The sequence below is a fragment of the Psychrobacter sp. I-STPA10 genome (genome assembly GCF_021012795.1).
Lineage (GTDB): Bacteria > Pseudomonadota > Gammaproteobacteria > Pseudomonadales > Moraxellaceae > Psychrobacter.
Map to the genome: position 1 here is coordinate 14,664 of NZ_VFYU01000033.1, position 26,601 is coordinate 41,264.

Sequence of the window (26,601 nt, forward strand, 5' to 3'; positions counted from 1 at the left end):
ATAAATCCTTTCAATACTTTTTTGCTCTTTGCAACTTGACAAATCTACCACTTTATCACTGCAACCAAACTCTCCTTAACCTTTCCATGATAGGAAAGTTTAGCGGCAAGTGATTTCTAACTCTATACAAACCAACCTTAGCCCCTTAGCCTAGGAAAGTCCTAATTCTTCTTTCATTGCCTCAACAATTTTGAATTTTTGAATTTTGCCAGTGATGGTCATCGGATATTCCTCAACAAAGCGATAATATTTTGGCACTTTATAATGGGCAATGTTATCACGGCAGAATTGCTTAACCTCCTCTTCGGTCAGCTCAGCATCTTTTTTAGCGATAATCCACGCTGCTAATACTTCGCCATAATGGTCATCTGGGACACCGACAATCTGCACATCACGGATTTTTGGATGGCGGTATAGATAGTTTTCAATCTCCACAGGATAGATATTCTCACCACCGCGAATAACCATATCCTTACTACGTCCAACAATTTTAATATAGCCTTCTTCGTCCATGATTGCCAAATCGCCTGTGTGCATCCAGCCATCTTGGATTGCCTCTTTGGTCTTAAAGCGACTGCCCCAATAGCCTTTCATCACCGAATAGCCGCGAGTTAATAGCTCACCTGTTTCTCCAATCGGCACAACTTCGCCTGTTTCGGTATCAACAATTTTCACCTCAATATTAGGTTGTACCAAGCCCACGGTCGAGACTTGCTTCTCTAATGGAGTATGCTCGTTGGTCTGGCAAGACACAGGGCTGGTTTCGGTCATACCATAAGCGATGGTAACCTCATTCATGTGCATCTCATTAATCACCCGACGCATCACCTCAATCGGGCAGCTTGAGCCTGCCATAATCCCTGTACGCAAACTGGACAAATCGTATTGTTTAAAATCAGGGTGGTCAAGCTCAGCAATAAACATGGTTGGCACACCATGCAAACCTGTACACTTCTCTTCTTCAACCGTTTGCAATACGGTTAATGGGTCAAAACCATCATTTGGATAAACCATACAACCGCCATGGGTCAGCACCGCCAAATTGCCCAGCACCATACCAAAGCAGTGATATAACGGCACAGGAATACATAGCCTGTCTTCATGGGTTAGGTTCATCGCCTCACCGATGAAATAGCCGTTATTTAAAATATTGCGGTGAGTCAGTGTTGCCCCTTTCGGTGTGCCAGTTGTGCCACTGGTAAATTGTACGTTAATCGGGTCGGTATTTTTAAGGGTTGCTTGACGCGCAGCCACTCGGGGGTCATCGGCATCGCCTTCAGCAAGCCAATTAGAAAACTTCTGCATAAAGCCAAAGGTTTCATCAGTATCTGGCTCATCAATCCAGATAATACGCTCAACGGTCGGAATTTCTACCAAATCAAGTTGATGATATGGCTTGTGATAAATCTCAGGGCATAGCTCACGGATAAGCTGTGCATAATCACTGCTCTTAAAGTGACGCATCAGCACCAATACCGAACAGCCCAATTTATTTAACGCATATTGCAACTCAAAGGTGCGATAAGCAGGGTTAATATTCACCAAAATCACCCCAACCTTTGCAGTAGCAAGCTGTAGCAACAGCCATTCTGCATTGTTGTGTGACCAAATGCCCAAACGGTCGCCCACCTCAAGCCCCATCTCAATCATGGCACTGGCAAGCTGATTGACCTTGCGTTGCAGCTGCCGATACGTCCAGCGAATGTTTTGCTGACGCACCACCAAGGCTTCACGCTCAGGGTATTTGTCACAAATGGCATCAAAAAAATCACCAATGGTCGCCTCAATCAAAGGCACTTGTGGGCCTTTATCATGGCTCATGGTGAGAGGTGCGTTGGCAGACTTTGCGCCCATATTGATATGGGTGAGTGTCTCTAAGATGTTATTAGTAGAAAGTTTGGCAGTCATCATGAATCCTTTCAATTTATATTCTATTTATGAATTGATACTAGCTAGAATACGCCTTTAGTCTGAATATCCTAATGATACTCTACCAAAAACATATCATACTCCTTGTATATGACTTTAATATAACTCTCATTAATTGGCACTGTCAATCACTAACTTTATAATAACGATACAAATCGTATCATCTAATGATATTTACATATTAAGAGGCATTACCTGAGATGGGGGCATCAACTAAATTCATGGCATTGGCATAAATATCAGCAGGAAAAGAGCGAGACTTACGCATGATAGGGTCAATACAAACCGCCGTAATGCTACAACTTGCACAACGCTCATTGGTTTCAGCGTTATACATATCCTGCACCACAGTCACTGATTTTTTACTGACCTTATCAATATAAGACTCAATATAAACCACATCACCTGCCAACAACTCTTTAAAATAACGCAGATTTTGTTCAACCGTCGCCATCGCAATCTCACCTTGGCGCAATACACTGGGGGTAATGCCTATATGATTGAACGCATGCCAAATGGATTCTTCAAACATGTCATTATAAGTACGAATATTGACATGCCCCATGTGGTCACACTGCCAACTATGTACTGCGCTACGCCCAGTCGCAAATATTTTGTCATTCATTTTCTATTCCCTTGTTATATACCTTGTTACAATTACGCCACTCTCAACGATCACTGCTTGCTGTTGCTCATTAATAACGATTAATGTAAAAAATAATTAACAATAACTACTTAGGGTCATAAGGGGTTAAATCATCATAACCCACACTGGCACCCACATCACCAATAAAACCTTGTTGTCGCCATAACTCATAGACACAAATTGCCACTGTATTTGCCAAATTTAGGCTACGAGAATCAGGACGCATTGGCAATCTTAGCCAGTTATCGCTACCAATATCAGCGCGTACCTCTTCTGCCAATCCTGCCGTCTCCGAGCCAAATACCAATGCGGTAGTAGTGATGACTGTAGGGGCTATGGTTGCTTGTTGCTGAGGGCTTTGTTCTTGCTTAGGGGATACCCCAAAGTCATATTCATAAAAACTGCGACTTAACTTGGTGGTTAATGCCACAATTTTTTGGCAACCATGCTCAGTCAAACTTTGCCGAGCCTCAGCCCAGTTTTCATGCACTAAAAGACTGGCATATTCATGATAATCCAGTCCTGCGCGGCGTAGTTTTTTATCTGCTAAATCAAAGCCTAGTGGCTTCACCAGATGCAGTTGTACCCCCACATTGGCACAAAGTCGTATGATGTTGCCCGTATTACTAGGAATTTTTGGTTGTACTAAAACAACATGAATATTCATGATATGATCAGCCTTAAAATACAAATAATTATAATTACTTACATTTTATCACTTTGATGATATTATCATTTTTACTATGATAATCATAACCTAATGAGTCATCAGAATTAAATGGCAAAAGCTAGGTTTTACTAACTCTTAACAATACTATTATTAAGGATTGAATGATGAAAAAAGTTATTCTTGCTTCTATCGCTGCGATGATTGTTTTAACTGGCTGTAATACTTTTAAAGGTTTGGGTAAAGACATCTCTAAAGCAGGTGATGGCGTGACCAAAACTGCGGACAAAACTGAAGATAAAATTAAAGAAGAGTTATAAGCCAAATTGAGCTTCTAAACCTTTTTATTAGCATTATTAATGCTTAAAAAACCTGTCAACATGGCAGGTTTTTTTGTATTTTTTTGTTATTAAAGTAGGTGCTGTTGAACAGTCATCTTCATAGGAAAACGGGGTGAAAGTTTAACAGACCCTACCCTACTACAAAAAAGCTTGCAGCACATGATTTAGATAACGCTGACCCAATGCCGTTGCCACTATGTTTGTTTCTACCTGTGTTATCTCTAATTGCCCATTTTTTTTATTTTTGCCTAGCGCATCAGCTTTTGTCTCAAGCAATAATCCTTGCTGTATTAACTGTTGTAATATTGGTTCAATCACTGCAATATCTTGACCTGTGCGCTCACCATACATGGCTTTTGGCACACCTTGAGTCAAGCGTAGAGCATTCATCATAAATTCACTTGCCATCTCTTCATCAGTAATGGCTTGCCAGCCGACCAGCTTAGGTGCTTTATCAAAATTCATATAATCTTTGGGCAGACGTGAACGGCTAAAACGATAAATTCCTTGTGAAGGTTGTAAGTGTTCTGCTTGCCATTTGTCTGTTTGCAAACTGATTTTACCATGTGCCCCTGCCCCTATCGCCAAATAATCACCAAATTGCCAATAGTTTAGATTATGACGACATGGCTTATCCGTCTGCCCTGACCATGCTGAGACTTCATAATTATCATAGCCCATCGCTATTAATTGTGCTCGCCCTGCTTGCTCAATATCTGCCAGCATGTCTTCATCAGGCAATACAGGGGTTTGCCGATAAAAGACAGTATTTGGCTCAATGGTAAGCTGATACCATGATAAATGCGTCGCGCCTGCTGTATGCGCTTGTTGCAAATCAGTGACTGCTTCACTTACCGTTTGTGACGGCAATCCATACATCAAATCAACATTGATACGCTCAAACCCTGCCTGCCGAGCCGCTTTAATGGCATTTTCTGCCTGCTGTGGATTATGAATACGCCCAAGCTTACTAAGATGATGCGGAACAAAACTTTGTACCCCAATAGACAGACGATTGATACCTACTTCTAAATACTCGGCAAAAGGCGCATGCTCAAGCGTACCAGGATTGGCCTCCATCGTCACTTCTATGTCATCAGCAAAGGGCAAACGCTTTTGTAAATAGTCAAATAAGCGTTGATACTGCTGAATCGGTAATAATGAGGGCGTGCCACCACCAATAAAAATACTGCTGATTTGTCGTCCCTGTAACCAATGCAGCTGCGAGTCAATGTCTGCCATCAGCGCAGTAACATAACGATGATACAAATCTTTGTCAGGGGCAGAGATTTGATGCGAGTTAAAATCGCAATAGGGACATTTACGCACACACCATGGGATATGAATATAAAGTGCTAATGGAATCTGAGTAATATCAAGCTGATGCGATAATGGGTATGGCTGTGATGGCTTGTGGCTGTCTAAGTACATATTCATCATATATTGGTGATAGGTTTGCTATAATAGCGAAAAGTTAAAACATTGGGCTGTTTGCATACACCCAAGCAAAATGGACAACTTAAAAAGCTTAACTTAAAAAGCTTAAAAAGATAGGTAAATTAAAAAATAAACGCTAGGATACGCTGAATCAGCTATTATGAATACCCCCAAATATCTTAAGGTAAATATATTAAGTATCTTAAACTGCGTTATCTCACCTAAACCATTGAAGCTATTTTGCTTACAGGGTTTGCTTAACTAATTTACTAAAACAAAGACGTTTTCAATCTTCACGAGGCAAGTCATGCAATACTGGTTAATGAAATCAGAACCCACCTCATTTAGTATCCATGATTTGCAGCAAGTGAGGTGTGAGCCTTGGGACGGCGTGCGCAACTATCAAGCACGTAACTTTATGCGTGATGCGATGCAAGTGGGTGACAAAGCCTTTTTATATCATTCTAATACGAAGAAAATTGGTATTGCTGGTATCATGAGCATTGCCTCGACAGGCTATCCTGACCCAACACAATTTAACCCAGAATGTGGTTACTATTACGACCCAAAATCCACTGAAGATAACCCACGTTGGTATTTGGTCGATGTGCAATTTGAACAAGCCTTTAGCGATATTTTATTATTATCTGAGCTAAAAACACTGCCACAACTTGATGATTGCCTATTAACCCAAAAAGGCTCTCGTCTCTCTGTGATGCCATTACAAGTAAAGCATTGGCAAGCGATTATGCAATTGGCAGAACAAAAAGGATTATTATAATTATTGCTTGATAAATATCACCTAAAGACTTGAAGCTGAGCGAAGATAGATAACTTTCTATCTTCGCTCAGCTTATTTATAGTCATAATTTTTTTCGTTTTATCACTTATTAAAATAAAGTTGGTTTAATCCCTATCAATATTTAAAACGGTTAAACACAAATAAATCGGTTATTGTTATGCACACACTTTTATCATGGGCAGAGTTTCGCCAATATAGTCGTCGTCTTTGGATATTGGCATTGCCAATTTTGATTACCCAATTCTCTCAAGCAGCATTGGGGGTGATTGATTCCATCATGGCAGGGCGAGTCTCTGCCCTAGATTTAGCAGCCGTCTCTATCGGCTCAGGCATCTGGCTACCCCTGTTTTTATTGGCAACAGGTATTTTAATTGCCACCACTCCACTCATTGGTGAAGCCTTAGGACAAGATAATCATCATCACATACCCCACATCACTCAGCAGTCTTTATGGTCAGCTTTGGTCATTGGATTGATGGGGTTTGTGATTGTTAATTTGATGCCAAATGTATTAGGCGTGCTTGGTGTACCCGATAATATTCAGCCAAAAGCGACGCAGTATTTGCATGGGGTATCTTTTGGTTTTCCTGCCATTGCTTGCTATGCCGTATTGCGCAGCTATTGTGAAGCTTTATCTCGTCCTGAGCCTGTGACGGTGATTAGTTTAATCGGGCTAGCAACCGACATTCCATTAAACTATCTCTTTATTCATGGTGGCTTTGGTGTTATTCCTGCCATGGGCGGGGCTGGCTGTGGTATTGCCACCGCCTTGGTACTTTGGATTAATGTGGCATTACTCGCGGCTTATTTGCATTGGTCATCTAACCCTACTTTTGCCTCTACCCGCTTTTTTCATTCATTTACCAGACCCAATCCAATACAAATACGCAAACTGTTTCATTTAGGTCTGCCTATCGGCATTGCCATCTTTTTTGAAGCCAGTTTGTTTAGCCTTGCATCACTGGTGATTAGTCCGCTAGGGGAGCTTGCAGTAGCTGCCCACCAAGCCGCATTATCAGTCACTTCGCAATTGTTTATGCTCCCCATCTCTATTGCCATGGCACTCACCATCATGGTATCCAATCGTTATGGTGAAAAAAACTGGCTGGCATTGCGTCATGTGCAGCAAACAGGGCTTATATGGACAGTACTGATTGCCTGTATCAGTATGGTCAGTGTCTGGTTTTTACGACCACAACTTGCCGCCGCTTTTACCAAAAATATTGAGGTACAACATTTGGCAATGCACCTACTGATTTATGCCATTGCTTATCAAATTTTTGATGGTTGGCAGGTGAATGTTGCTGGTATTCTACGTGGTATGCAAGACACCAAAATACCAATGTGGATTACTTTATTTTGTTATTGGCTCGTCGCCTTACCATTGGGGATTTATCTGGTACGCTATACCACAGTTGGGGTACAAGGATTTTGGATAGCACTGGTCACTGGTTTATTTTTAGCAGCCGTCTTGCTCTCCTTGCGCTTACGTCATCGCCAACGCAGTCTATTTGCCAATTTATATCAATAATCTGCTTAACCATATATATAAAATCCTATATACAAATAAAAAACAGTCACTAATACATATTACTCACTGCTTAGCGAATAGTTAAGTCAAGTTTTTTATGAAAAATTTTGTTACAATATGGTATATACACCCTTTTTGCGGTTATTATATCGTCTAGATAGTGTACAACTGTACTGAAAAAGTTTATCTTATACAATCTGACTACTAATTTTGCTATAAATCAGGCATATTATAAAACTTATCATTGAAGCATTATCTGCATAAGATAAGTACATTTGTGGCAGCACAATAGTACATTTTTCACATATATATGACAGTCTATCGTGTTCATACCTAAATATAGGCAGCAGATAAATAGTGATAATCTTTATAGTGACAATGTTACATGTTACGTGAAAACCAATGTCATGTAACAACCAAGGTTAAGCGTATATAAGCATAAGTTCGTAGTTTAGTAGTAATGACAATGACATAACCCATATAACGGTTCAAAACGGCTACCAATGATTACAGGTAAAACAATGGATATTGAACAAATTCGTACTTTGATAGAGCTAATGGAAGAAAAGGACTTAGTTAGCATGGAGGTAGCCTCTGGTGAGAAGCGTATTAGCCTTACTCGCCATTACGCTACTCCGCCAACCATGATGTCCGCACCTACTGTAGAAGTTGCTCCTACTGCTACCCCAAAAAGTGCGGCTAAAACAGGCAATGTCGAGACTGCACCAATGATTGGTGTGTTTTACGCCGCACCAAGCCCTAATGACCCTCCTTTTGTCAAAGTTGGACAGACAGTCAAGGCTGGCGATACCTTAGGCATCATCGAGGCGATGAAAATCATGAATCCACTAGAAGCCACTCAAAGTGGTATTATCGAAGAAATATTGGTCGAAAATGGTGATGTGGTGCAATTTGGGCAGCCTGTTGTACGTTATAAAAACTAACCTTATCGCCTTATTCTTACTCAAATAATTCAAACACAGCATTTTATTTTAGCAACCATGAACATAGGACAAATATCAATGTCATGGATTTTGCACAAATGACTTTGCATTGACAGGGAAATGCTAATGAGAGAGTTTAGCAAATGATAAAAAAACTACTCATTGCCAATCGTGGCGAGATTGCACTACGTATCGTACGTGCGTGTAAACAGTTAGGGATACAAACCGTTGGTGTCTATTCAACTGCTGATGAGAGCTTAATGCACTTACGCTTTGTTGATGAAGCGGTATGTATTGGCAAACCCAATGCCAACCAAAGCTATCTAAATATCAATGCGATATTAACCGCAGCAGAAGTAACAGGTGCAGATGCCATTCACCCTGGCTATGGATTTTTGTCCGAAAATGCTGAATTTGCAGAGCAAATTGAGGAAGCAGGACTTACCTTTGTTGGCCCTCACCCCGACCATATCCGCTTAATGGGTAATAAAATATCTGCCATTCATGCGATGAAAAAAGCAGGTGTACCCACTGTTCCCGGCTCAGTAGGTACTGTGACCATTCACAATGCCGAAGAGCAAGCAAAAAATATTGGCTTTCCACTATTAATAAAAGCAGCCGCTGGTGGTGGTGGACGTGGTATGCGCATTGTTGAACGCTTTGATGAAATCAAGACCCAAGTACAAGCAGCCAAGCAAGAAGCTGAGCTATGGTTTGGTGATGACAGTGTGTATATGGAGCGTTATTTGCAAAACCCTCGTCACGTTGAAGTACAAGTGCTTGGCGATGGACATGGCAATGCCATTCATTTGTATGACCGTGATTGCTCATTGCAGCGTCGCCATCAAAAGGTACTAGAAGAAGCCCCTGCCCCTGACATTCCAGATGATGTACGTGAACCTATCTTGCAAGCATGTGTCAAAGCTTGCGAGCAAATTGGCTATCGCGGCGCAGGCACATTTGAGTTTTTATTTGAAAATGATGAATTCTTTTTTATCGAAATGAACACGCGTGTGCAGGTCGAACACCCTGTCACGGAGATGATTACTGGCATTGATGTGGTGGTTGAACAGCTTAAAATTGCCTCAGAATATGGTCTGTCTTATCGCCAAAATGAAATTGTGATGCATGGGCATGCCATTGAATGTCGTATCAATGCCGAAGACCCTGCCACCTTTGTACCGTCACCGGGCGAGGTCACGCAGCTATTTGCACCCAGTGGTGCAGGCGTGCGTTTTGATTCGCACCTATATCCAAACTACCACATTCCCACATTTTACGACTCTTTGGTGGGCAAACTTATCTGTCACGGACAGACACGCCAACAAGCCATCGCCAAAACCCGCCATGCCTTAGATGAGCTGATTATCAGTGGTATTAATACCAATATACCGCTGCACCGTGATGTGATATTACCTGATGAAGATTTTGTCAAACAAGCACAAAATATCCATTACTTAGAAAAGCACCTGCTTAAAAAAACTGCCACCTCATAGCCTGCTCATAACCTGTAAGGCATGTGTGGTATAACTTCTGTCTATCAATAACCATCAGGTATTCATATTCATAAAAAAAGAAGCACAGATTTGTGCTTCTTTTTACTTAATTTTACTTCTTTTACTCAAATTTGCTTTAGTCACTAATCACTTATGGCAATTGCTTTTTAAATGTCATAAAACAATCTTTACCTTCTTTGTCTGCACACCAATACATATAAGGCTCATCTGATTGATAATCCACAAATGCCAACATCATTTCACCTGTTTGGTCGACTTGATTACCTGAACAATCCACTTCATTATTATCATATAAAGTATTAATTGCAATCAGAGGTAATCCCTCCTCCTGATGACTTAACACATAACGTCCATACGTCCACTCCGCACCACTGACAGACCACATGATATTATCTGCAGCAAAAGTATAAGCCTCTTTACATTCTGCTTGAGATGGTGTTTTAGTCGGGGTTATGGTAATCACCTCTGACACAACACTTTGTGCCTGATTAATATCCACACCTAATAAATCTCCCTCAGATAACTGGGTATGCTGAGAAGATGGGGCAGATTGTGAAGGTGTCGGCAACTGCAACACCCATGAGCCTGCAATTGCTGGACTTATGTGTGTCTCGATAACAGACTGGCTTACTGGCTCATTATCTGTACCAGCAGATACACTTGCCAATATTGATGCCAATGACAGTGATGCAAGAGATAAGCTTTCCATATCATCTAATACCATGATTAAAAATATTGGCTTTAGCTTAAAGTCAAATGCAAATTATTACAAGGTATTTCATAAAACAGTCATTTCTATACGTCAACAAGTGTCGTATAGTCAAAACTTACTCCGATCTATAGACACTAAAGTATGAGATAAATTTAACAACAGCATCATTCAGTGCAGTGACTGTCTATTTTATATCCTATACCTCGCTCTCAACTTATTTTACTAAATTGATATATACCCCCTCCCAAACCCTCCCCCTTAAGAAAGGGGGAATCTAGCAGGGGGTTGAAGTTGAGAGTGAGGTATACTATCGTAATAGAATGGCTGATTAATGTGAATGATGGTGCTCATGCTGCATATGATCCATACCTTCCATGTGATCCATGTGCGACATCTCATGATCTGTATGCATATCACTATCCATATCCGATGCCATGTCATGCATTGAGTGATCAGCCATATCATGGTTATGCTGCATAGATGCCATACCTGCTTGATGTCCGCCATGATGATGTCCACCATGCATGGTACTCATCATCACTGGTACAGCAATAACTGCCAACCCAGAAACCACCATCAAGGCACCATTCATCTGCCGCAAACGCAATCGTCCAATATGATTACGCATCCATGCCACCGCTTCATGGGTAGCAACCAACATAGGAATCGTACCCAAGCCAAAGGTAAACATTAACGCCGCACCTGTCAGCGCACTGTGCCCCACCACTGCCATCAATAATGCACCATACACAAGACCACAAGGCAAAAATCCCCAAAGCAAACCAGCTGCCAACGCACGTGGAAACGTAGTCAATGGAAATACTTTTTGACGAATGGGTGATAGCTTTTGCCAAAAGCGCATGCCCACTTTTTCAAGCTTATTTAAAAAGGGTGCGCCCAACATTGCCATACCAATAAATACCAACATCATGCCCAATAGTACTCGAGGCCAGTTATTATTCATAATTGGCGCAAGCAATACTGTACCAATCAAACCTGCAAGCAACCCTAGCAACGCATAGCTACTTAAACGACCAAAATGATATGTGGCTATCAAAGCTCGACGTTTACGGGCACTGACATTTTGCATTGATAGCCCAAAGGCAGTTACCAGCCCACCACACATACCTAAACAGTGTGGTGAACCAAACAATCCCATCGCAAAGGCAGCTGCTAATAAAGCAAAAGACATAATGATGACTCCAAAATCAAAAGTAATGCACGAAAGCAAATGTTATCCCATCTTCATACCTTGCTAAATTTTGCAGCATGTGTGAATCATATACACTTAACTGCACCAACGTTAGACTGAGTATGTCATTACACTTATTGTTTGGAGTGTGGTTTACTAGGTGATGGCTGCTCTTTCGTACTTTGAGTGGCTTGTGTTAAATTTTGGCGACGCTCTTGCCTATCATCTAAAATGATACGCTGCGACGCATTATCCAAATCTTCAAATTGGTTGGACTTTACTGCATAACGAATCGCCCAAATACCCACAACAAATAACATTAGGCTAAGGGGAATTAATAAATACATGCTAACCATAGTGCCCTCTGGTATTGTGTAAATAGAAGCTTGAATAAACCAATAATAAATCAATAAGGTGATATAGACCCAAGATAAATCACATCGTTTTGTTGGCAGTTTTTATAGTCACAACTCACCATAAGAATATCTTTATTCCTATTCAAATATTGTATCACTTTAAAGCCTTACAAAAAGTGTGTATTTAATATTTATTCAAACTACTGAGTTTTCTTTTAACTCTGTTGACAATATAAACAACATCGATAGGACTTACGCAAAAACACAATATTAGCCTGATAAAACGACTGGAAATTATATTGAGCCTCTGAAACTACGTACAACCAGCCCACTTGATAAAAAACAATGTTTACCAGTCGCCGACAATCTATAAGATTGCATCAGTCCTACAACAGAAGAAAGGGATTGAATATAAACAGCAATCATAAACTTAGAGAACTTATAAGATACATTGATAATGTCCCTATCATCTTTAATTGCAAGCATTAAAATAACTTTATATCCTGCGGTTTACGACTACTCATTAATGTCTGCATAGACACTGTATGTGCGTGACGGCAATTATCTTGTGGCTGAATAATATCACGCATATAAGCAGCCAATTCATAGATGGTACGACGAGAATGGCGCAAGTTTACCCGCCAATCCTGCCAGCTTTTAGGCTCAGGCATCGCCGCAATCAGCGCAATACTATACACCCCATTTAGGGCAAATTGCCGCTGTGCACGGCGCATGTGATAGGCATCTGTCACCAAATAAGCGTGCTTAATGGCGAGACGCTTGGCAGTAAAACGGGCATTTTCACACGTATTCATACTGGCATTTTCACTCACCACATTGGTGACACCTTGTACTGCCAGCCAATCTTGCATCCACGGTGACTCCACACCCGATAAAATAATGGGTAAAGGGTGCTGTTGATAATGCTGTAAGACTGTCTGTAAACGGCTACGGGTATATTGATTAATAACAATTGAAGATTCATCTGCTGAGTGCTTATCTGACTCACTATTGCCTTCTTGTTCGGTCAAACCACCACCCAAGACAATATATGCAGTTGGCTCAGTATCAATTTTATGATTAGTATTAGTCTCAGTGGCCGTGCTGCTGCTAGTAGAATTGGGATTGTCAGTATCAGGAAGGGGTACAGGTAACCGCTGCAAAATTAACAAACCCATATTAGAAAATACTGGGGTCAATGCGCTAGCGGCTATTAAGCCTACCACCATCACTGAGCCACCAAGCCACCACCTGCAACACCGTCGGCGGGCAGAGCCATCATTTTTGGATAAACGAAATCGCTGTAAAAACTGCTGACGCATACGCTAATATTTTCTTTATTAACACTAAGTAAATGATGATTTTCAATTAACTGTCTAACTAAAATACAGCAACAACTATTCACAATAAATGAAACTACAAATAGAAACTACTGCTCAATAACCGAGCCATCAGAGGCTATCCAAACTGGCTCACGCTGTAAAGTAATACCATAACGGGAAAAAACCTGTTGCTGAATATAGCTTTGAGTTGCCAAAATATCTTGCTGACTTGCATGCTTTATCTCCAACCGAGGAGCATGATTGGTCAAAACTAACGCTTGCTTATCATGAGTCAAAATAGGCGGTATTCCCTGCCCTTTTAATCCTGCATTATCAATTAACCAACCTGCTGCAATTTTAGTTTGGGTGGGTGATACCACATATCCCACTACATCAGGATACTGTTGCTGTAATTTTTCAAATTGCGCCGTACTAATAATGGGGTTTTTAAAAAAGCTGCCGCAGTTAGGTAGCTGCTTAGGGTCTGGTAATTTACTTTGGCGAATGGCAATGATAGCTGCCATTACATCACCAGGATTAATCTGCTCTCTATTTGCTGCTGCCGCTAACGTCTCAGCATACTGCTTAACATCACCATAGCCAGCATGAGTTATAGATGCATCTTTATGTAAACGTAAGTTTACTTGAGTAATCAACCACTGCCCTGTTTGCTGCTTAAAGATACTATCGCGATAGCCAAACTCACATTGTGCCCTACTTAATGTTTGCCACTGCTTTGATGGTATATGATAAGCAGTGACGCTAAGTAAGTTATCCTCAATTTGTCGACCATAAGCACCAATATTCTGCACAGGCGCTGCACCAACCATACCCGGAATTAAGGCAAGATTTTCTAGTCCATACCAGCCCTTTTGCACACAACTAACCACCAACTCATGCCAATTTTCTGCTGCCATCACAGAGATATCAACATGATGCGCATCTTCTGTAATCACCTCAATACCACGCATTCTAGGCAATAACACCATTGCTTGCAGATAATCTGGCAAAATAACATTGCTACCGCCTGACAGCACCAAAACAGGCAACTGCTGAGCTTCTGCCATTGCCAATGCCACCTGCACATCTGCTGCATTTTGCAAAAAATAAGCAGTATGGCACACACTACGCAATGCCATCGTATTATATGTAGACAAGTCGACTTCTGTCTGTATGCTGGGTTGTGTGGTCGTCTTTACTGTGGTCATATTTGGCATACACTGATAATACGGTTATCATTGATGTTTTGATAAGGTTTTACTAGCAACTTTTCCAACTTTCTATCCACGCATTCGCCCCTGACTCAATATGGGCAATACAGCGTTCAAATGCCTCATCACCACCATAATAAGGGTCTGGTACATCTTCACCTGCATGTATTGGGTCTTCTTCACTAAATAATACCAATTTGGCTAATGTTTCGGATTGCTCAGGATTTTCATTGATTAAGCGGTCTTTGATGGCTTGTAAATCCTGCAAGTTTTGCTTATCCATTGCCAAAATTAAATCAAACTGATAAAAGTCATCAGGCTGAACTTGGCGAGCCACCAATTTACTAATAGCATAGCCATAAGCCTTAGCATGGGCAATGGCTCTATCATCAGGATGTTTGCCAATATGCCAATCTCCTGTACCCGCTGAATCGACTGTCAATGACATACCTTCTACGGCTGCCTTTTGACGCAATACCTCTTCAGCAGTGGGAGAACGACAAATATTACCCAAACACACCAATAGAACAGACTTTGGAGCACTTACTTTTATTGGCATAACAAAACCTTTATAGATTTAACAATGAAAGAGGGTCATTAATAGTTATTACTAAGTATTGATAGTTACTAAGTATTGATACCGCGGATGCTAATCTTGATGCTTAAAGCGTTGCAATTCACGGCGTTGCTTTTTATTAGGCTTAGTATCAGGGCGAGCAAGATTTGCCAGTTTACGCTGCTCACTGTAGTACTCACGACGTTTGATACTCTCTTCGGTCTCTTCATAAAGCGTTTGTGCAATGGTCGCATTGCCCCGCTCGGTCGATAACGCTTTGACTAGCACCGTTTTTTCATTCATTGAGGAGGCCGAACCTTGGCGAATGGTGAGCTCATCGCCCACGCCAATCTCTTTACTGGTCTTGACTCGACTACCATCAAAATGAACTTTGCCGCCTTCGATGGCTTGCTTGGCAAGGCTGCGGGTACGATAAAAACGGGCTGCCCATAGCCATTTATCAAGGCGGACTTTGGTTAGATTGTTGGAAGTATCAGAGTGTTGATTATTTTGTGTCATAAGTTAGTATGTTCTCAGGTTAAAATTTAAGACTTTAATTATTCACTAGATTCATATTTAGGCTTAACATAAGTTACTGGTATAGTAACCATCCCTTTTACCAGCTTACCTTCATGTATAAAGGGAAGAATTTTACCCCTTCTTACTTGCTGTCGAGCAAATCTATCTACATGAAGATTACCACTACTTTTAACAACTTCTGCCTTTTCAATATTACCTTGAGTATCCACAGTTAAACGTAACGTTACCGTATCAGTCTCACCTGGGTTCATTCTTCTCATGGCAAGTTGAGGAAAGCTAAACTTAGGTTTAATAAGCCATCTGTCACCTGTTAATGGAAACTCTTGTGTACCAATGGTATAAGTCGAACTATCAATCAGTTCCGCTTGTGCCAATACACTACTACCAACTAAACTAGTCGCTATTAAACTGCGTATAAATATCTTTGAACTCCATGTTGTATTTTTCAAAGTTTTTTCCTTGGTTTTGTTTAATTTTTACTCGTTCTAATGGCGCAAGTAATCACTGTCCCAATGCTGACGACTCTTACTCTTGCAGACTATCACGTAAAGCATAGCAGCTTGCGGGCATATCTGGTGTATGATCATATTGTATGGGAATTTTTACCTTGCCCATAACAGGCTGTCCATTGACAATAAAGGGAGCGAATTTTGCTTGTTTCATATCCTCAACGATGGCTCTGTCAAGTGCAGCAATGCCACTATTTTTATCTAATGAGGCTTCAACTACTTCTCCTTGCTCATCAACTACCATAGCTACTGTCATATTTATTTGTTGTCGTCGACAACTATCAAGTGGCAGTGGCTGACCTTTTTCATTACAATCACACGTTGGTAAATGACGAAATACCATAGAGCTATTAGTATGATTTCTACCTCTATGAAGAGGATTTCGTAACAAACGTGCCGACCTATTTTGAGTAGCATTTTGGTTACTAGATGCAGTCACCTTACTATCTAAGCCAGTATGGGTGTGGGTATTGCTATTATCAATCAGCTCTGCTTGCGCAGTCATACCAAACATCAATATACTACCCAGCAAAACAGATGATAACCTCATTAACTTCTTCACAATAAACATTCCTTGTTATATTTTTTAAATAGTTATATTTTTTAAGTTATAAGTCATTCAAGCAAACACAATCACACTATGTTATGGCAATTGTGTTTAACACAAAAACTTATAGTTAACGCAAAAATAACTGATAACCTACATTATCATTAACTGGTTCACATTCATAGCCAATATCTTGCAGCGCATCTTGCAACGCACGTGAGCTGGTATCAGATGCTTGTAAACCGACCAATACTCGACCTTCTGCCGCCCCATGATTGCGATAATGGAATAAGGTAATATTAAAATCCTGCCCCAATTTTTCTAAGAAATTAAGCAATGCACCAGGACGCTCAGGGAAAGTCACTTTAAATAACTGCTCATCATTTAAATCAGGATGTCCCCCAATCAAATAGCGAATATGGGTTTTCGCGATTTCATCCTCAGTCAAATCATGCGCATCATGTCCTGCCTTTGCCAAAGACTGGGCAATGATTTGTCGCTCTTTATCGCCTTCTTTAAGAGCAATACCGACAAAAATTGCCGCAGGCTGCATCGAATCAGGGGATTGGCGACTACGCACCCGATAATTAAACTCAGTAATATTGCGACCTTTTAAGGTGCGACAGAAGTTTAAAAATGCGCCTGTTTGCTCAGGAATACTGACCGCAAAAATTGCCTCTTTTTTCTCACCAATCTCGGTACGCTCAGCGATATAACGCAAACGGTCAAAGTTCATATTGGCACCGCTGATAATAGCGATGCAGTTTTTATCATGAATGTCATGCTTGGCAAGATATTTTTTCATGCCTGCCACTGCCAATGCCCCTGCTGGCTCAACAATGCTGCGATTCTCTTCAAACACATCTTTGACCGCCGCACATACTTCATCGTTGCTACAAGTGACCACTTCTTCTTCAATCACCATACCTTTGCCGTTGCTTTTTTGCGTGCGTACCACATCAAAGGGTAGCTCACCGATTTGCGCTACCGCTGCGCCATCAACAAACAGCCCCACTTGTGGCAAACGCACTCGTTCACCTGCTGCCAATGCCGCTTTTAGACTGGCTGCTTCTGCGGGCTCAACAGCAACCACTTTGACATGGGGAGCAACTTCGCCCAAAAATGCGGCAATACCTGCAATCAGACCGCCACCACCAACAGCGACAAACACATAATCCATGTCTCGCCACTGCTGAGTTAACTCAAGTCCAATCGTCCCCTGCCCTGCAATCACCAATTCATCATCATAAGGTGGTACAAAAGTTAAGCCTTCTTTTTCGGCACGTTCAATGGCATAGCGGTTAGCATCATCAAAGCTATCACCATACAAATCGACATTACCACCCAGCGCTTTTACTGCTTTTACCTTAATATCAGGGGTAGTAGTTGGCATCACAATGGTGTTATTTAACCCAAGTCTAGCAGCAGAATACGCCACACCCTGAGCATGGTTACCCGCTGAGGCACAAATCACCCCACGCGATTGTTGCTCTTTACTTAACTGGCTAATTCGATTGTATGCACCACGCAGCTTAAAAGAGAATACAGGCTGCAAATCCTCACGCTTAAAGCGAATGTCATTACCAAAGCGTTGTGATAACTTGGGAGCATGATCAAGGGGTGTTTGGATAGCGGCATCGTATACCGTAGCTTGCAAAATGGCTCGAACCCAACGTGATAGCATAAATCGTCCTAATTAAAATTATGTGCTTAAAAAAAGTTATGTGCTTAAAAAAATTGATAATTTATCTGTGTTTACAGCATCTATAGTGAATCTGGCTATTATAAAGGAACTGAGCGTTAAAGGACAAAAAAAGAAGGACAAAAAAAGTACGCTGTTGGCGTCAGAGTTTGAATTTTTGCTTAATTTGAAAAATATCCACATAGTCTATCGTCTGTAAAAACGCTTTGATACTCGGTGTCAGCTCATTTAAGGGGTTGCCCTGAACACACAAATATTCTAATTTTGTAAGTTTAGTGAGAGACTCAGGTAGTATCGTTAGTTGATTATTACAGAGTATAAGCTGTGTTAGATTAACCATGTTTGTTATAACTTCTGGGATTTGGTTAAATTGATTATCATTGATATTTATTTCATTTAAATGCCTTAATCCCTTAATACAAGTAGGTAAACTACTTAGTTTATTACCGCTAATGTCAATTTCCTGCAAGTTGACAAGATTTGCAATAAATTCTGGTAATTCTGTTAATTTATTGTCACTAATATCTAATGTTATAAGATTGGTTAATTTTTTAATGAAATTTGGTAGTTCTTTTAGTTGTAAAGAACTGATGTCTAACCAGTCTAAATTGTTAAAATCACCAATAAACTCTGGTAATTCAATTAATGGATTGTCACTGATAGATAAGAATCCCAAATTATCAAACTCATTAATAAAATTTGGAATTTTAGTAAAGTTGTTACTTCTAATATCCAATAAGTCTAAATTTTTAATTTGTATGAGAGATTGAGGTAAGTCAGTTAGCTGATTATAACTTATATCCAACTCTATCAAATCATGAAGTTGCCCAATAGATTTCGGCAGTTTGGTTATTTGATTGTCATACATTTTTAGGAAGTTTAACTTTTTAAGGTTACCAATAGACTCAGGAACTTCACGAATATTATTTTGTCCAAAATTTAGTAAAATTAAATTATTAAGCTGATCGATACTACTGGGTAATTCAGTTAATTGATTCCAGCCAATACTTAATAATGTTAGATTAGTCAGCCTGCCAATCTCATCAGGAAGATAAGTAATATTATTATCTTGAACATTTAACTCAGTCATTTGTAATAATTGCTGCTTATCTCGGGATAGCTGATTATCTGCAATCTCAAACTCATCTGCCCAGTCAAATATTTTATTTATCCAGTTATCAGTTTGCATGGTTATTCCTTTTTAACATCAATTTATGCATAGCCAGATTTGCTTGATGGATGAAATATCTACATAAATTGGCTAGAATAACTATAGCTTTCTATAATTTATCGATACCTATCTTTATCACACAATAACAGGATTTTTCTTTATGAGCGACCAATCATCTGATCAAGCCTCTAACCAACAACAACTCAAACAAGCCGTTGCCGCCGCTGCCCTTAGTCACATCGAAGATGGTATGATTTTGGGTGTTGGGACAGGCAGTACGGTTAATTGCCTTATCGATTTATTGCCCAAAGTTCGCTTAAAAGGCGCAGTTGCCAGCTCTAAAGTCACCCAAGAAAAACTAGAGGCATTGGGGATTGAAGTGATGGATTTAAACTTTGTTGGTGAGCTGGATTTGTATATTGATGGTGCAGATGAGGTCAATCCAAACTTACAACTAATTAAAGGCGGTGGCGGTGCATTAACTCGAGAAAAAATCGTCGCTGCCGCTTCCAAGAAGTTTATCTGTATGGTTGATGAAAGCAAATGGGTAGATACCCTCGGACGTGAATTTCCTGTTCCTATTGAGGTGCTACCACAAGCACGCTCTTATGTGGCTCGGGAATTGGTCAAATTAGGCGGTGAACCTGAGTATCGAGAAGGCTTTGTCACTGATTATGGCAATTTGATTTTGGACGTTTATGACCTTGAGATAACTAGCCCCAGTGAGATGGAACAACGACTCAATAACATCGTTGGCGTGGTATGTAATGGTATCTTTGCTGCCAATCAAGCCGATACATTATTGCTTGCCAAAGCCAGTGGGGTTGAGACATTAAAACGCTAATCTAAGCTAAGTCTATGAGAACCTGTATTCACAACCCACAATAGTGGCTTTTTGCCTAAAATAGACGTACTACTGCGTTAAATGTTGGGTTAAATAGAATAACTATTTGCCCCAAATTTGCCTTATATTACGCCATTTTAATCTAAAAATATCCTAATTTTGACTTATGAATACAGGTTCTAAATACCAAAACTAAAAATCAAAAAGCCCCTAAATTTTTCTTTTTAGGGGCTTTTTTATTTTTGTTAAATCGACTATCAAATAAAATTTAAACTTTGATTTTATCCTGCAACAACAATTCCATCAGTGCTTTTTGCGCATGTAAGCGGTTTTCAGCTTCGTCCCAGACCACCGAGCGTGGGTCATCAAGCAAGTCATGTGAAATCTCCTCACCACGGTGGGCAGGCAGACAGTGCATAAACAGCACCTCAGGGTCTGCCTTATCAAGCATCGCAGGCGTGACTTGATAGGGGGCAAAACGTCTGGCTCGGGTATTTTGCTCATTTTCCTGCCCCATACTTGCCCACACATCAGTGACAATTAAATGTGCATCTTTGGCAGCTTCTTGTACATCTTCAATAAGTGTCACACAATGCGAAAATTTTTCGGTCAAATCAGGATCAGGCTCAAAACCATAAGGTGAGGCTACCCGCAGCTCAAAGCCAAATTGATGCGCTGCATGCATAAATGAGGAACACATATTGTTGCCATCACCAACCCAAGTCACCGTTTTATTTTCGATACTGCCCCGATGCTCATAAAAGGTCTGCATATCTGCCAATAACTGGCAAGGGTGAAACTCATCAGTGAGTGCATTAATAATCGGTACCGAAGAATATTCAGCAAATTTTTGCACCTTTTCATGCTCAAAGGTACGAATCATAATGATATCAACCATGCTTGAGATCACCCGAGCAGAATCTTCTATCGGCTCACCGCGACCTAACTGGGTATCTTTGGGTGATAAAAATATCGCTTGCCCACCAAACTGCCCCATGCCTGTTTCAAACGAGATACGAGTACGAGTCGAGGATTTTTCAAAAATCATTCCCAGCGTTCGCCCCACAAACGGCTGATAAATCTCGCCTGCATGCTGCATTTTTCGCAGCTCACATGCCCGTTTTATTAGCTGATCAAGTTCGGTTTTTGAGAGATCAAGTAGGGTTAAAAAATGACGCACGCTCATGGCTATCCTATTTTTTGCTATCGTTCAGTTTGCAATTAATTTAGTCTATTAATTTCTTAATAATATATCGATAAATTAGAAATAACTGCTCAAAGCTCCAGTATAGCGAAAATAATACCAATGTAAATTATGTTTTTGCCTGAATATCCATTAAGTGAACCTATATGCTCCCTGATAAATGATTAGGCTGTGCGCTCAACACCAGCATATCACTGCTAAATGAGCCATCAGCTTGAATATCAAAGTAAGTTTTGACTTCCTGACTACTGGTTTTTATCAGCTCCGTTATCGCCACTGCAAAATGCTTAGGCGTACGCATACGGGCAATCCAAGTAGCAAAATCCAAAGGCAGACGCTGAGTGTGCATCTCATTTACCCGAAATCCTGTTAAGCTCAAAAAACTTTGCCACTCGGCAAGCGAGTAATCTCGAACATGACTGGTATCACGTAGCAGCTCAATGGTTTGCAAAAAGCTATCCGCCGCAGGATTAGACGGCGCAATCACATCGACCATGATAAACAGCCCATCAGCGGTTAATACCCGCTTTGCTTCTTGCAAGGCTACTAGCACATCTTGCCAATGGTGCGCAGAAAAGCGTGAGACCACCACATCAAAGCTATTATCAGCAAAGGGCAATTTTTCTACCACGCCCTGACTGGTGCTGATATTGGTTAATTGTTTATCTGCTGCTGCTTGCTCGACCACGGTCAGCATCTCGCCAGATAAATCGTATGCTACTACTGATTTGGCATGGGGAGCAACGGCAAAACTGGCATGCCCTGCACCGCAGCCCAAATCAAGCACAGTGGCAGCGTTTATTTGCGCTACTTTTTGCGCCATTAATTGTAGCTCACGTCCCTTAGCATGTACCGCACTGCTTAGATACGCATTGGCACGCTCACCAAACTGTTTATTAACATTCTCATTATGGCTAAGTTGAGATGATTGTTGGGTTTGATTGTCTGATGAAGTTGTCTGGTCTAACTTGGCGGCTAACTGCTCTGATTGAACTGGCTGGCTTACCATATCGTTATTATGATTCATAAAAATGCTTTACTCTCAATAAGTGGTATTAAAAACACATAAGCACCCCCTTAAAACACATTAAAAACGCATTAAAAATGCATTAGAAACAAGAGGTCACTGCAAACGCTAAAAATAGAGTAACAAGTTAAAATAATAAATAAAAGTGAGTTATTATAGTAATATAGGAAACTATTTTTTATATATTAATTACAGCGTTTATCTCTTTTTTATCCCTGTTTTATCTCACTTTCACAAACCCCTTCATCACTTATATCATTCATATCGCTCATATCATTTATATCACTGAACGGCTAAACACCTCTCTTAACTCAAAACTGGTATGCACTTGCGACACCCCTTCGATACGATTGAGCCGATGCAACAAAAACTCCTCATAATGTGCCATATCACGCACCACCACTTTGATTAAATAATCCTCACTACGCCCTGTGACGATACTACAGCTCACCACCTCTTCAAAACTTTGGATTTGCTGTTCAAACTGCTCAAAACGCTCTGCGGTATGCTTATCCATACCCACAGCGATAAAAATTGCCAAACTATAACCAAGCTTTTGTGCATTGGTATGGGCATGATAGCCGGTGATGACCCCCTGCTCTTCTAACTGCTTAATACGCCTAGCACAAGGTGTGGGTGATAAATTGACGTATTCTGCCATCTCAGTAATGCTTAAACGGGCATCTTGTTGTAATAATGCCAATAATTGCTTATCAACTTTATCCAGTGGCTTCTCTAATGGCTTGTCTAAACTTTTTTCTCTTGTTTGCACAGATAGGTCAGTCTTCATCTACTCACACCCATTAATAATAGGAAAAATTAAAGTAATTCTCTAATATTAGCGTAAAAATTAGATAAATCCATCAAATTCTCTGAATTTTATAAATATTTTGCCGTTTTTCACTATTCACTTTTTGTTATCATATTCACAATCAAAAATCAGTTCTGTGGTCTTATTCAAAGTGATGCAAATTTGCTCATAGACTACAAACCAATATTGCTAGGGTCTGTTGAACATTCATCTTCATAGGAAAAATTGAGATACTGATTTTAATAAACGGTGGCTTAGTCAAGGCAATGAACGTAGGTAATATCGGGATATTAACAAGTTCATTAACGCAGAATAAGGTAAATTTAGCCAATTTTTACATGAAAGTAAAAAACAGCTGTCTCCCTTATAGATATTAGCCTAACAGGGTGAAAGTTTAACAGACCCTAATAACAGCAATTTTTTATTTATTAAAAGTTTTATTTATTCATAAGTACTGTGGTCATTATTCGCCACTCATTTAAGGAACTTCCATGAGCAGCCCAGCACAAACAAACACTCAAGCAATCGTCGAGCCTAAAATTAAACCAAAGAATGCCGCTTTTGACTTTCGCAAATATCGTCCATTTGCGTTTGCACCCAAGCTTGATGACCGTACTTGGCCAAGCAAAACCCTCACCAAAGCACCGATTTGGGCAAGCGTAGACTTGCGTGATGGTAATCAGGCGTTAATTGACCCTATGACCATTCCACAAAAAATGACCTTCTTTAAGCTGCTCGTTGAAGTGGGCTTTAAAGAAATTGAAATTGGTTTTCCCTCAGCAGCACAAGTTGAGTTTGATTTTACTCGCAAATTGATTGAAGAAAATCATGTGCCTGACGACGTGACGTTGCAAGTATTGGTACAAGCACGTGAGCATTTAATTGAGCGTACTTTTGAGTCCTTAAAAGGCGCAAGACGAGCGATTGTGCATGTGTATAACTCAACCAGCCGTGTGCAGCGTGACAAGGTTTATGGCAAAAACTTAGCAGAGATTAAGCAAATTGCCATTGATGGTGCAAATTTGCTGAAAAAATATGCCGAAAAATACCCCGAAACCGAATGGGTGTTTCAGTATTCTCCTGAGAGCTTTAGCCAAACTGAGCCTGAATATGCCGTTGAGGTGTGTGATGCGGTGCTAGAAGTATGGCAGCCCGAAACAGGTCAAGAAGTAATTATCAACTTGCCTGCCACCGTCGAGTCTTCCATGCCAAACCTATTTGCTGACCAAGTCGAGTATTTTTGTCGCAACCTAAAGCAGCGTGACCTAATTACTGTCAGCTTGCATACCCACAATGATAGAGGCTGTGCAGTTGCTGCCGCTGAGCTTGGGGTATTGGCAGGTGCTGACCGTATCGAGGGTACACTTTTAGGTAATGGTGAGCGCACAGGTAATATGGATATCATCGTGATGGCGATGAACTTATACAGCCAAGGCATCGACCCTGAGCTTGATTTTAGTAATATGAGTGAGATTGCGCAGATAGTCGGTGAATGTAATAACTTGCCATTACACCCACGCCACCCTTATGTGGGTGAGTTGGTATTTACTGCCTTTAGCGGCTCGCACCAAGATGCCATCAAAAAATCGCTTGATTATAATGAGAGGAATAAAGAGGCAACCGAAAACGTCTGGGACGTGGCTTACTTGCCCATCGACCCTGCTCATATTGGACGTACTTATCAAGATGTGGTACGCATTAATAGCCAATCAGGTAAAGGCGGTGTGGCATATATTTTACAGCGTCATTATGGCTTTAAGCTACCACGCTGGATGCAGATTGACTTTAGTAAAGTGGTACAAAATCAAGCCGAAGAAGTGGCGCGTGAGCTAAAAACGGAAGAGATTATCCAGACCTTTGAAGACACCTATCTTGCACAAACCGCCCTCAGCCTACACGACTACAGCGTTAATAATAAAGGCGGTGAAGTGATGTTTACTGGTGAAGTGGATATCAATGGTGAGCGCATCACCCTAGATGGCAAAGGCAATGGTCCTTTATCTTCCTTTATTGATGGCATGGCACGTCATACTGGCAAACGCTTACATATTGCTAATTATTCTGAACACGCCATCAGTCAACAAAGACAACCTGATGAAGACTATGATAGTAGCAGTGATAAAACCAATGCCAATGCCGTGGCCTATATTCAGCTCAATGTTGATGGTCAAATTTATTCAGGCGTTGGTACCTGTACCAGTACTGTCTCTGCGATGCTAAAAGGGGCGTTATCGGCATTGGCTCAGGCGTTATAAATCTGATATAGACACTGTCAGTGGTTATGATGGCCTTGATGAAATAACAAAACTATTAAAGCCATTAAAGCCAAAAACCCCTCGCTATCATTTTTGATAGTGAGGGGTTTTTTATACAAAATATCAATCAGCAAATAACAGTGAATAATGAATAATAAATCAATAGCCATTCACTTATTTTGCCAATGCTTTTTTAATATCCTCTGCAATCGTTTCTGGCTTAGTAGTGGGGGCATAACGGGCAATTACTTGTCCATCACGCCCAATTAAAAACTTCGTAAAATTCCACTTGATGGCATCAAGTAATACGCCTCCTTTTTGCTGTTTTAGCCAAACAAAAATAGGGTGTGCTTCATCGCCATTGACCTCGATTTTATCCATCATTGGAAAACTAACCCCATAATTTTTTTGGCAAAACGCTCCAATTGCTTGGGCATCTTCGGGGTCTTGATTGGCAAATTGATTGCATGGAAACCCAATCACCACCAGCCCCTCGTCTTTATATTGTTGATATAACGCCTCTAACCCCTCAAATTGTGGCGTTAATCCACATTTACTGGCGGTATTGACAATTAATAATACCTTGCCTTGATAATCGGCAAAATTCACTGTCTGTCCTGTAATATCTTTGGCGTTAAAATCATAGATACTGCTCATAATACTTTCCTATTATTTATTATACGTGTTGTTGGTTATGCGTGGTTATAGTCTGCCTACTATAAATTCACCCCGGTGTTAACTTCGCTAGATGGGTGTACTATCTGCACTCAGTTGTCTTGTGGTGAAATTATATTAGATTGTCTGTAATTTATTTTTGCTTAGGCTATT

At 40.6% G+C, this 26,601-nt stretch carries 26 protein-coding genes; 7 read left to right on the top strand and 19 right to left on the bottom strand.

Features of this window, described 5'->3' with window-relative positions; all coding sequences use genetic code 11:
* Positions 1 to 150: 150 nt before the first annotated feature.
* The 3 genes from FHK89_RS14680 to FHK89_RS14690 all read right to left on the bottom strand — a co-directional run bounded on the left by FHK89_RS14680 (position 151) and on the right by FHK89_RS14690 (position 3,242).
* Positions 151 to 1,908 carry an AMP-binding protein gene (locus FHK89_RS14680; RefSeq protein ID WP_230656650.1) on the bottom strand — a complete coding sequence of 586 codons (1,758 nt, stop codon included), beginning with the start codon at positions 1,906 to 1,908 and terminating at the stop codon, positions 151 to 153.
* Between the two features lie 202 nt (positions 1,909 to 2,110).
* Positions 2,111 to 2,554: an acyl-CoA thioesterase gene (locus FHK89_RS14685; protein ID WP_230656648.1), complete on the bottom strand. Its 444-nt coding sequence runs from the start codon at positions 2,552 to 2,554 to the stop codon at positions 2,111 to 2,113.
* Between the two features lie 106 nt (positions 2,555 to 2,660).
* Positions 2,661 to 3,242, bottom strand: coding sequence for a tRNA (cytidine(34)-2'-O)-methyltransferase (locus FHK89_RS14690; protein ID WP_230656646.1), 582 nt, complete (start codon positions 3,240 to 3,242; stop codon positions 2,661 to 2,663).
* Between the two features lie 167 nt (positions 3,243 to 3,409).
* Between FHK89_RS14690 and FHK89_RS14695 the strand changes: the two genes are divergently transcribed.
* Positions 3,410 to 3,562 (top strand): entericidin A/B family lipoprotein, encoded by a 153-nt coding sequence (locus tag FHK89_RS14695; protein WP_230656644.1) that lies wholly within the window; start codon positions 3,410 to 3,412, stop codon positions 3,560 to 3,562.
* 159 nt (positions 3,563 to 3,721) lie between these two features.
* On the opposite strand, the gene hemW is transcribed toward FHK89_RS14695, so the two are convergent.
* Positions 3,722 to 5,020, bottom strand: a complete 1,299-nt coding sequence (gene hemW, locus FHK89_RS14700) for a radical SAM family heme chaperone HemW (RefSeq protein ID WP_442966553.1) — start codon at positions 5,018 to 5,020, stop codon at positions 3,722 to 3,724.
* A 307-nt stretch (positions 5,021 to 5,327) separates the two neighbouring features.
* On the opposite strand from hemW, the gene FHK89_RS14705 reads away from it, so the two are divergent.
* The 4 genes from FHK89_RS14705 (at position 5,328) to accC (ending at position 9,793) form a co-directional block, all read left to right on the top strand.
* Positions 5,328 to 5,801 carry an EVE domain-containing protein gene (locus FHK89_RS14705; RefSeq protein ID WP_230656640.1) on the top strand — a complete coding sequence of 158 codons (474 nt, stop codon included), beginning with the start codon at positions 5,328 to 5,330 and terminating at the stop codon, positions 5,799 to 5,801.
* A gap of 178 nt (positions 5,802 to 5,979) precedes the next feature.
* Complete coding sequence (locus FHK89_RS14710; protein WP_230656637.1) at positions 5,980 to 7,353, top strand: MATE family efflux transporter; 1,374 nt, start codon at positions 5,980 to 5,982, stop codon at positions 7,351 to 7,353.
* Positions 7,354 to 7,874: 521 nt separating this feature from the next.
* Entirely contained in the window at positions 7,875 to 8,297 is a 423-nt protein-coding gene (gene accB / locus FHK89_RS14715) for an acetyl-CoA carboxylase biotin carboxyl carrier protein (RefSeq protein ID WP_230656635.1), read from the top strand.
* Positions 8,298 to 8,440: 143 nt separating this feature from the next.
* Positions 8,441 to 9,793, top strand: coding sequence for an acetyl-CoA carboxylase biotin carboxylase subunit (gene accC / locus FHK89_RS14720; protein ID WP_230656634.1), 1,353 nt, complete (start codon positions 8,441 to 8,443; stop codon positions 9,791 to 9,793).
* Between the two features lie 151 nt (positions 9,794 to 9,944).
* On the opposite strand, the gene FHK89_RS14725 is transcribed toward accC, so the two are convergent.
* From FHK89_RS14725 to FHK89_RS14775, 11 genes are all read right to left on the bottom strand, one after another.
* The gene (locus tag FHK89_RS14725; protein ID WP_230656632.1) at positions 9,945 to 10,523 is read right to left on the bottom strand and encodes a hypothetical protein; all 579 of its coding nucleotides are present in this window, start codon (positions 10,521 to 10,523) and stop codon (positions 9,945 to 9,947) included.
* Positions 10,524 to 10,854: 331 nt separating this feature from the next.
* The gene (locus FHK89_RS14730) at positions 10,855 to 11,718 is read right to left on the bottom strand and encodes a sulfite exporter TauE/SafE family protein (protein WP_230656630.1); all 864 of its coding nucleotides are present in this window, start codon (positions 11,716 to 11,718) and stop codon (positions 10,855 to 10,857) included.
* A gap of 134 nt (positions 11,719 to 11,852) precedes the next feature.
* Complete coding sequence (ccoS, locus tag FHK89_RS14735; protein ID WP_442966551.1) at positions 11,853 to 12,065, bottom strand: cbb3-type cytochrome oxidase assembly protein CcoS; 213 nt, start codon at positions 12,063 to 12,065, stop codon at positions 11,853 to 11,855.
* Positions 12,066 to 12,559: 494 nt separating this feature from the next.
* On the bottom strand, positions 12,560 to 13,396 hold the full coding sequence (locus tag FHK89_RS14740) for a YdcF family protein (protein WP_230656626.1): 837 nt from the start codon (positions 13,394 to 13,396) through the stop codon (positions 12,560 to 12,562).
* Positions 13,397 to 13,503: 107 nt separating this feature from the next.
* A complete protein-coding gene (murB, locus tag FHK89_RS14745; protein WP_442966550.1) occupies positions 13,504 to 14,613 on the bottom strand; it encodes a UDP-N-acetylmuramate dehydrogenase in 1,110 nt (369 codons plus the stop codon).
* 43 nt (positions 14,614 to 14,656) lie between these two features.
* A complete protein-coding gene (locus FHK89_RS14750; protein ID WP_230656622.1) occupies positions 14,657 to 15,166 on the bottom strand; it encodes a low molecular weight protein-tyrosine-phosphatase in 510 nt (169 codons plus the stop codon).
* Positions 15,167 to 15,256: 90 nt separating this feature from the next.
* Positions 15,257 to 15,682 (bottom strand): RNA-binding S4 domain-containing protein, encoded by a 426-nt coding sequence (locus tag FHK89_RS14755; protein ID WP_230656620.1) that lies wholly within the window; start codon positions 15,680 to 15,682, stop codon positions 15,257 to 15,259.
* 38 nt (positions 15,683 to 15,720) lie between these two features.
* Complete coding sequence (locus FHK89_RS14760) at positions 15,721 to 16,152, bottom strand: energy transducer TonB (protein ID WP_230656618.1); 432 nt, start codon at positions 16,150 to 16,152, stop codon at positions 15,721 to 15,723.
* 76 nt (positions 16,153 to 16,228) lie between these two features.
* The gene (locus tag FHK89_RS14990; protein ID WP_230656616.1) at positions 16,229 to 16,774 is read right to left on the bottom strand and encodes an energy transducer TonB; all 546 of its coding nucleotides are present in this window, start codon (positions 16,772 to 16,774) and stop codon (positions 16,229 to 16,231) included.
* Between the two features lie 115 nt (positions 16,775 to 16,889).
* Positions 16,890 to 18,443 (bottom strand): threonine ammonia-lyase, biosynthetic, encoded by a 1,554-nt coding sequence (gene ilvA / locus FHK89_RS14770; protein WP_230656614.1) that lies wholly within the window; start codon positions 18,441 to 18,443, stop codon positions 16,890 to 16,892.
* Between the two features lie 160 nt (positions 18,444 to 18,603).
* Positions 18,604 to 19,650 (bottom strand): leucine-rich repeat domain-containing protein, encoded by a 1,047-nt coding sequence (locus FHK89_RS14775; RefSeq protein WP_230656612.1) that lies wholly within the window; start codon positions 19,648 to 19,650, stop codon positions 18,604 to 18,606.
* 142 nt (positions 19,651 to 19,792) lie between these two features.
* Here FHK89_RS14775 and rpiA point away from each other — a divergent pair, with 142 nt between their 5' ends.
* Complete coding sequence (gene rpiA / locus FHK89_RS14780; protein ID WP_230656610.1) at positions 19,793 to 20,476, top strand: ribose-5-phosphate isomerase RpiA; 684 nt, start codon at positions 19,793 to 19,795, stop codon at positions 20,474 to 20,476.
* A 268-nt stretch (positions 20,477 to 20,744) separates the two neighbouring features.
* Here rpiA and argF read toward each other — a convergent pair whose 3' ends face one another.
* From argF to FHK89_RS14795, 3 genes are all read right to left on the bottom strand, one after another.
* A complete protein-coding gene (gene argF / locus FHK89_RS14785; protein WP_230656608.1) occupies positions 20,745 to 21,662 on the bottom strand; it encodes an ornithine carbamoyltransferase in 918 nt (305 codons plus the stop codon).
* A 160-nt stretch (positions 21,663 to 21,822) separates the two neighbouring features.
* On the bottom strand, positions 21,823 to 22,707 hold the full coding sequence (locus FHK89_RS14790) for a class I SAM-dependent methyltransferase (protein WP_230656606.1): 885 nt from the start codon (positions 22,705 to 22,707) through the stop codon (positions 21,823 to 21,825).
* 277 nt (positions 22,708 to 22,984) lie between these two features.
* Positions 22,985 to 23,497, bottom strand: coding sequence for an Lrp/AsnC family transcriptional regulator (locus tag FHK89_RS14795; protein WP_230656604.1), 513 nt, complete (start codon positions 23,495 to 23,497; stop codon positions 22,985 to 22,987).
* A gap of 512 nt (positions 23,498 to 24,009) precedes the next feature.
* Here FHK89_RS14795 and leuA point away from each other — a divergent pair.
* On the top strand, positions 24,010 to 25,773 hold the full coding sequence (leuA, locus tag FHK89_RS14800) for a 2-isopropylmalate synthase (RefSeq protein WP_230656602.1): 1,764 nt from the start codon (positions 24,010 to 24,012) through the stop codon (positions 25,771 to 25,773).
* Between the two features lie 174 nt (positions 25,774 to 25,947).
* Here leuA and FHK89_RS14805 read toward each other — a convergent pair whose 3' ends face one another.
* Positions 25,948 to 26,430, bottom strand: coding sequence for a glutathione peroxidase (locus FHK89_RS14805; RefSeq protein WP_230656600.1), 483 nt, complete (start codon positions 26,428 to 26,430; stop codon positions 25,948 to 25,950).
* Positions 26,431 to 26,601: the final 171 nt, after the last annotated feature.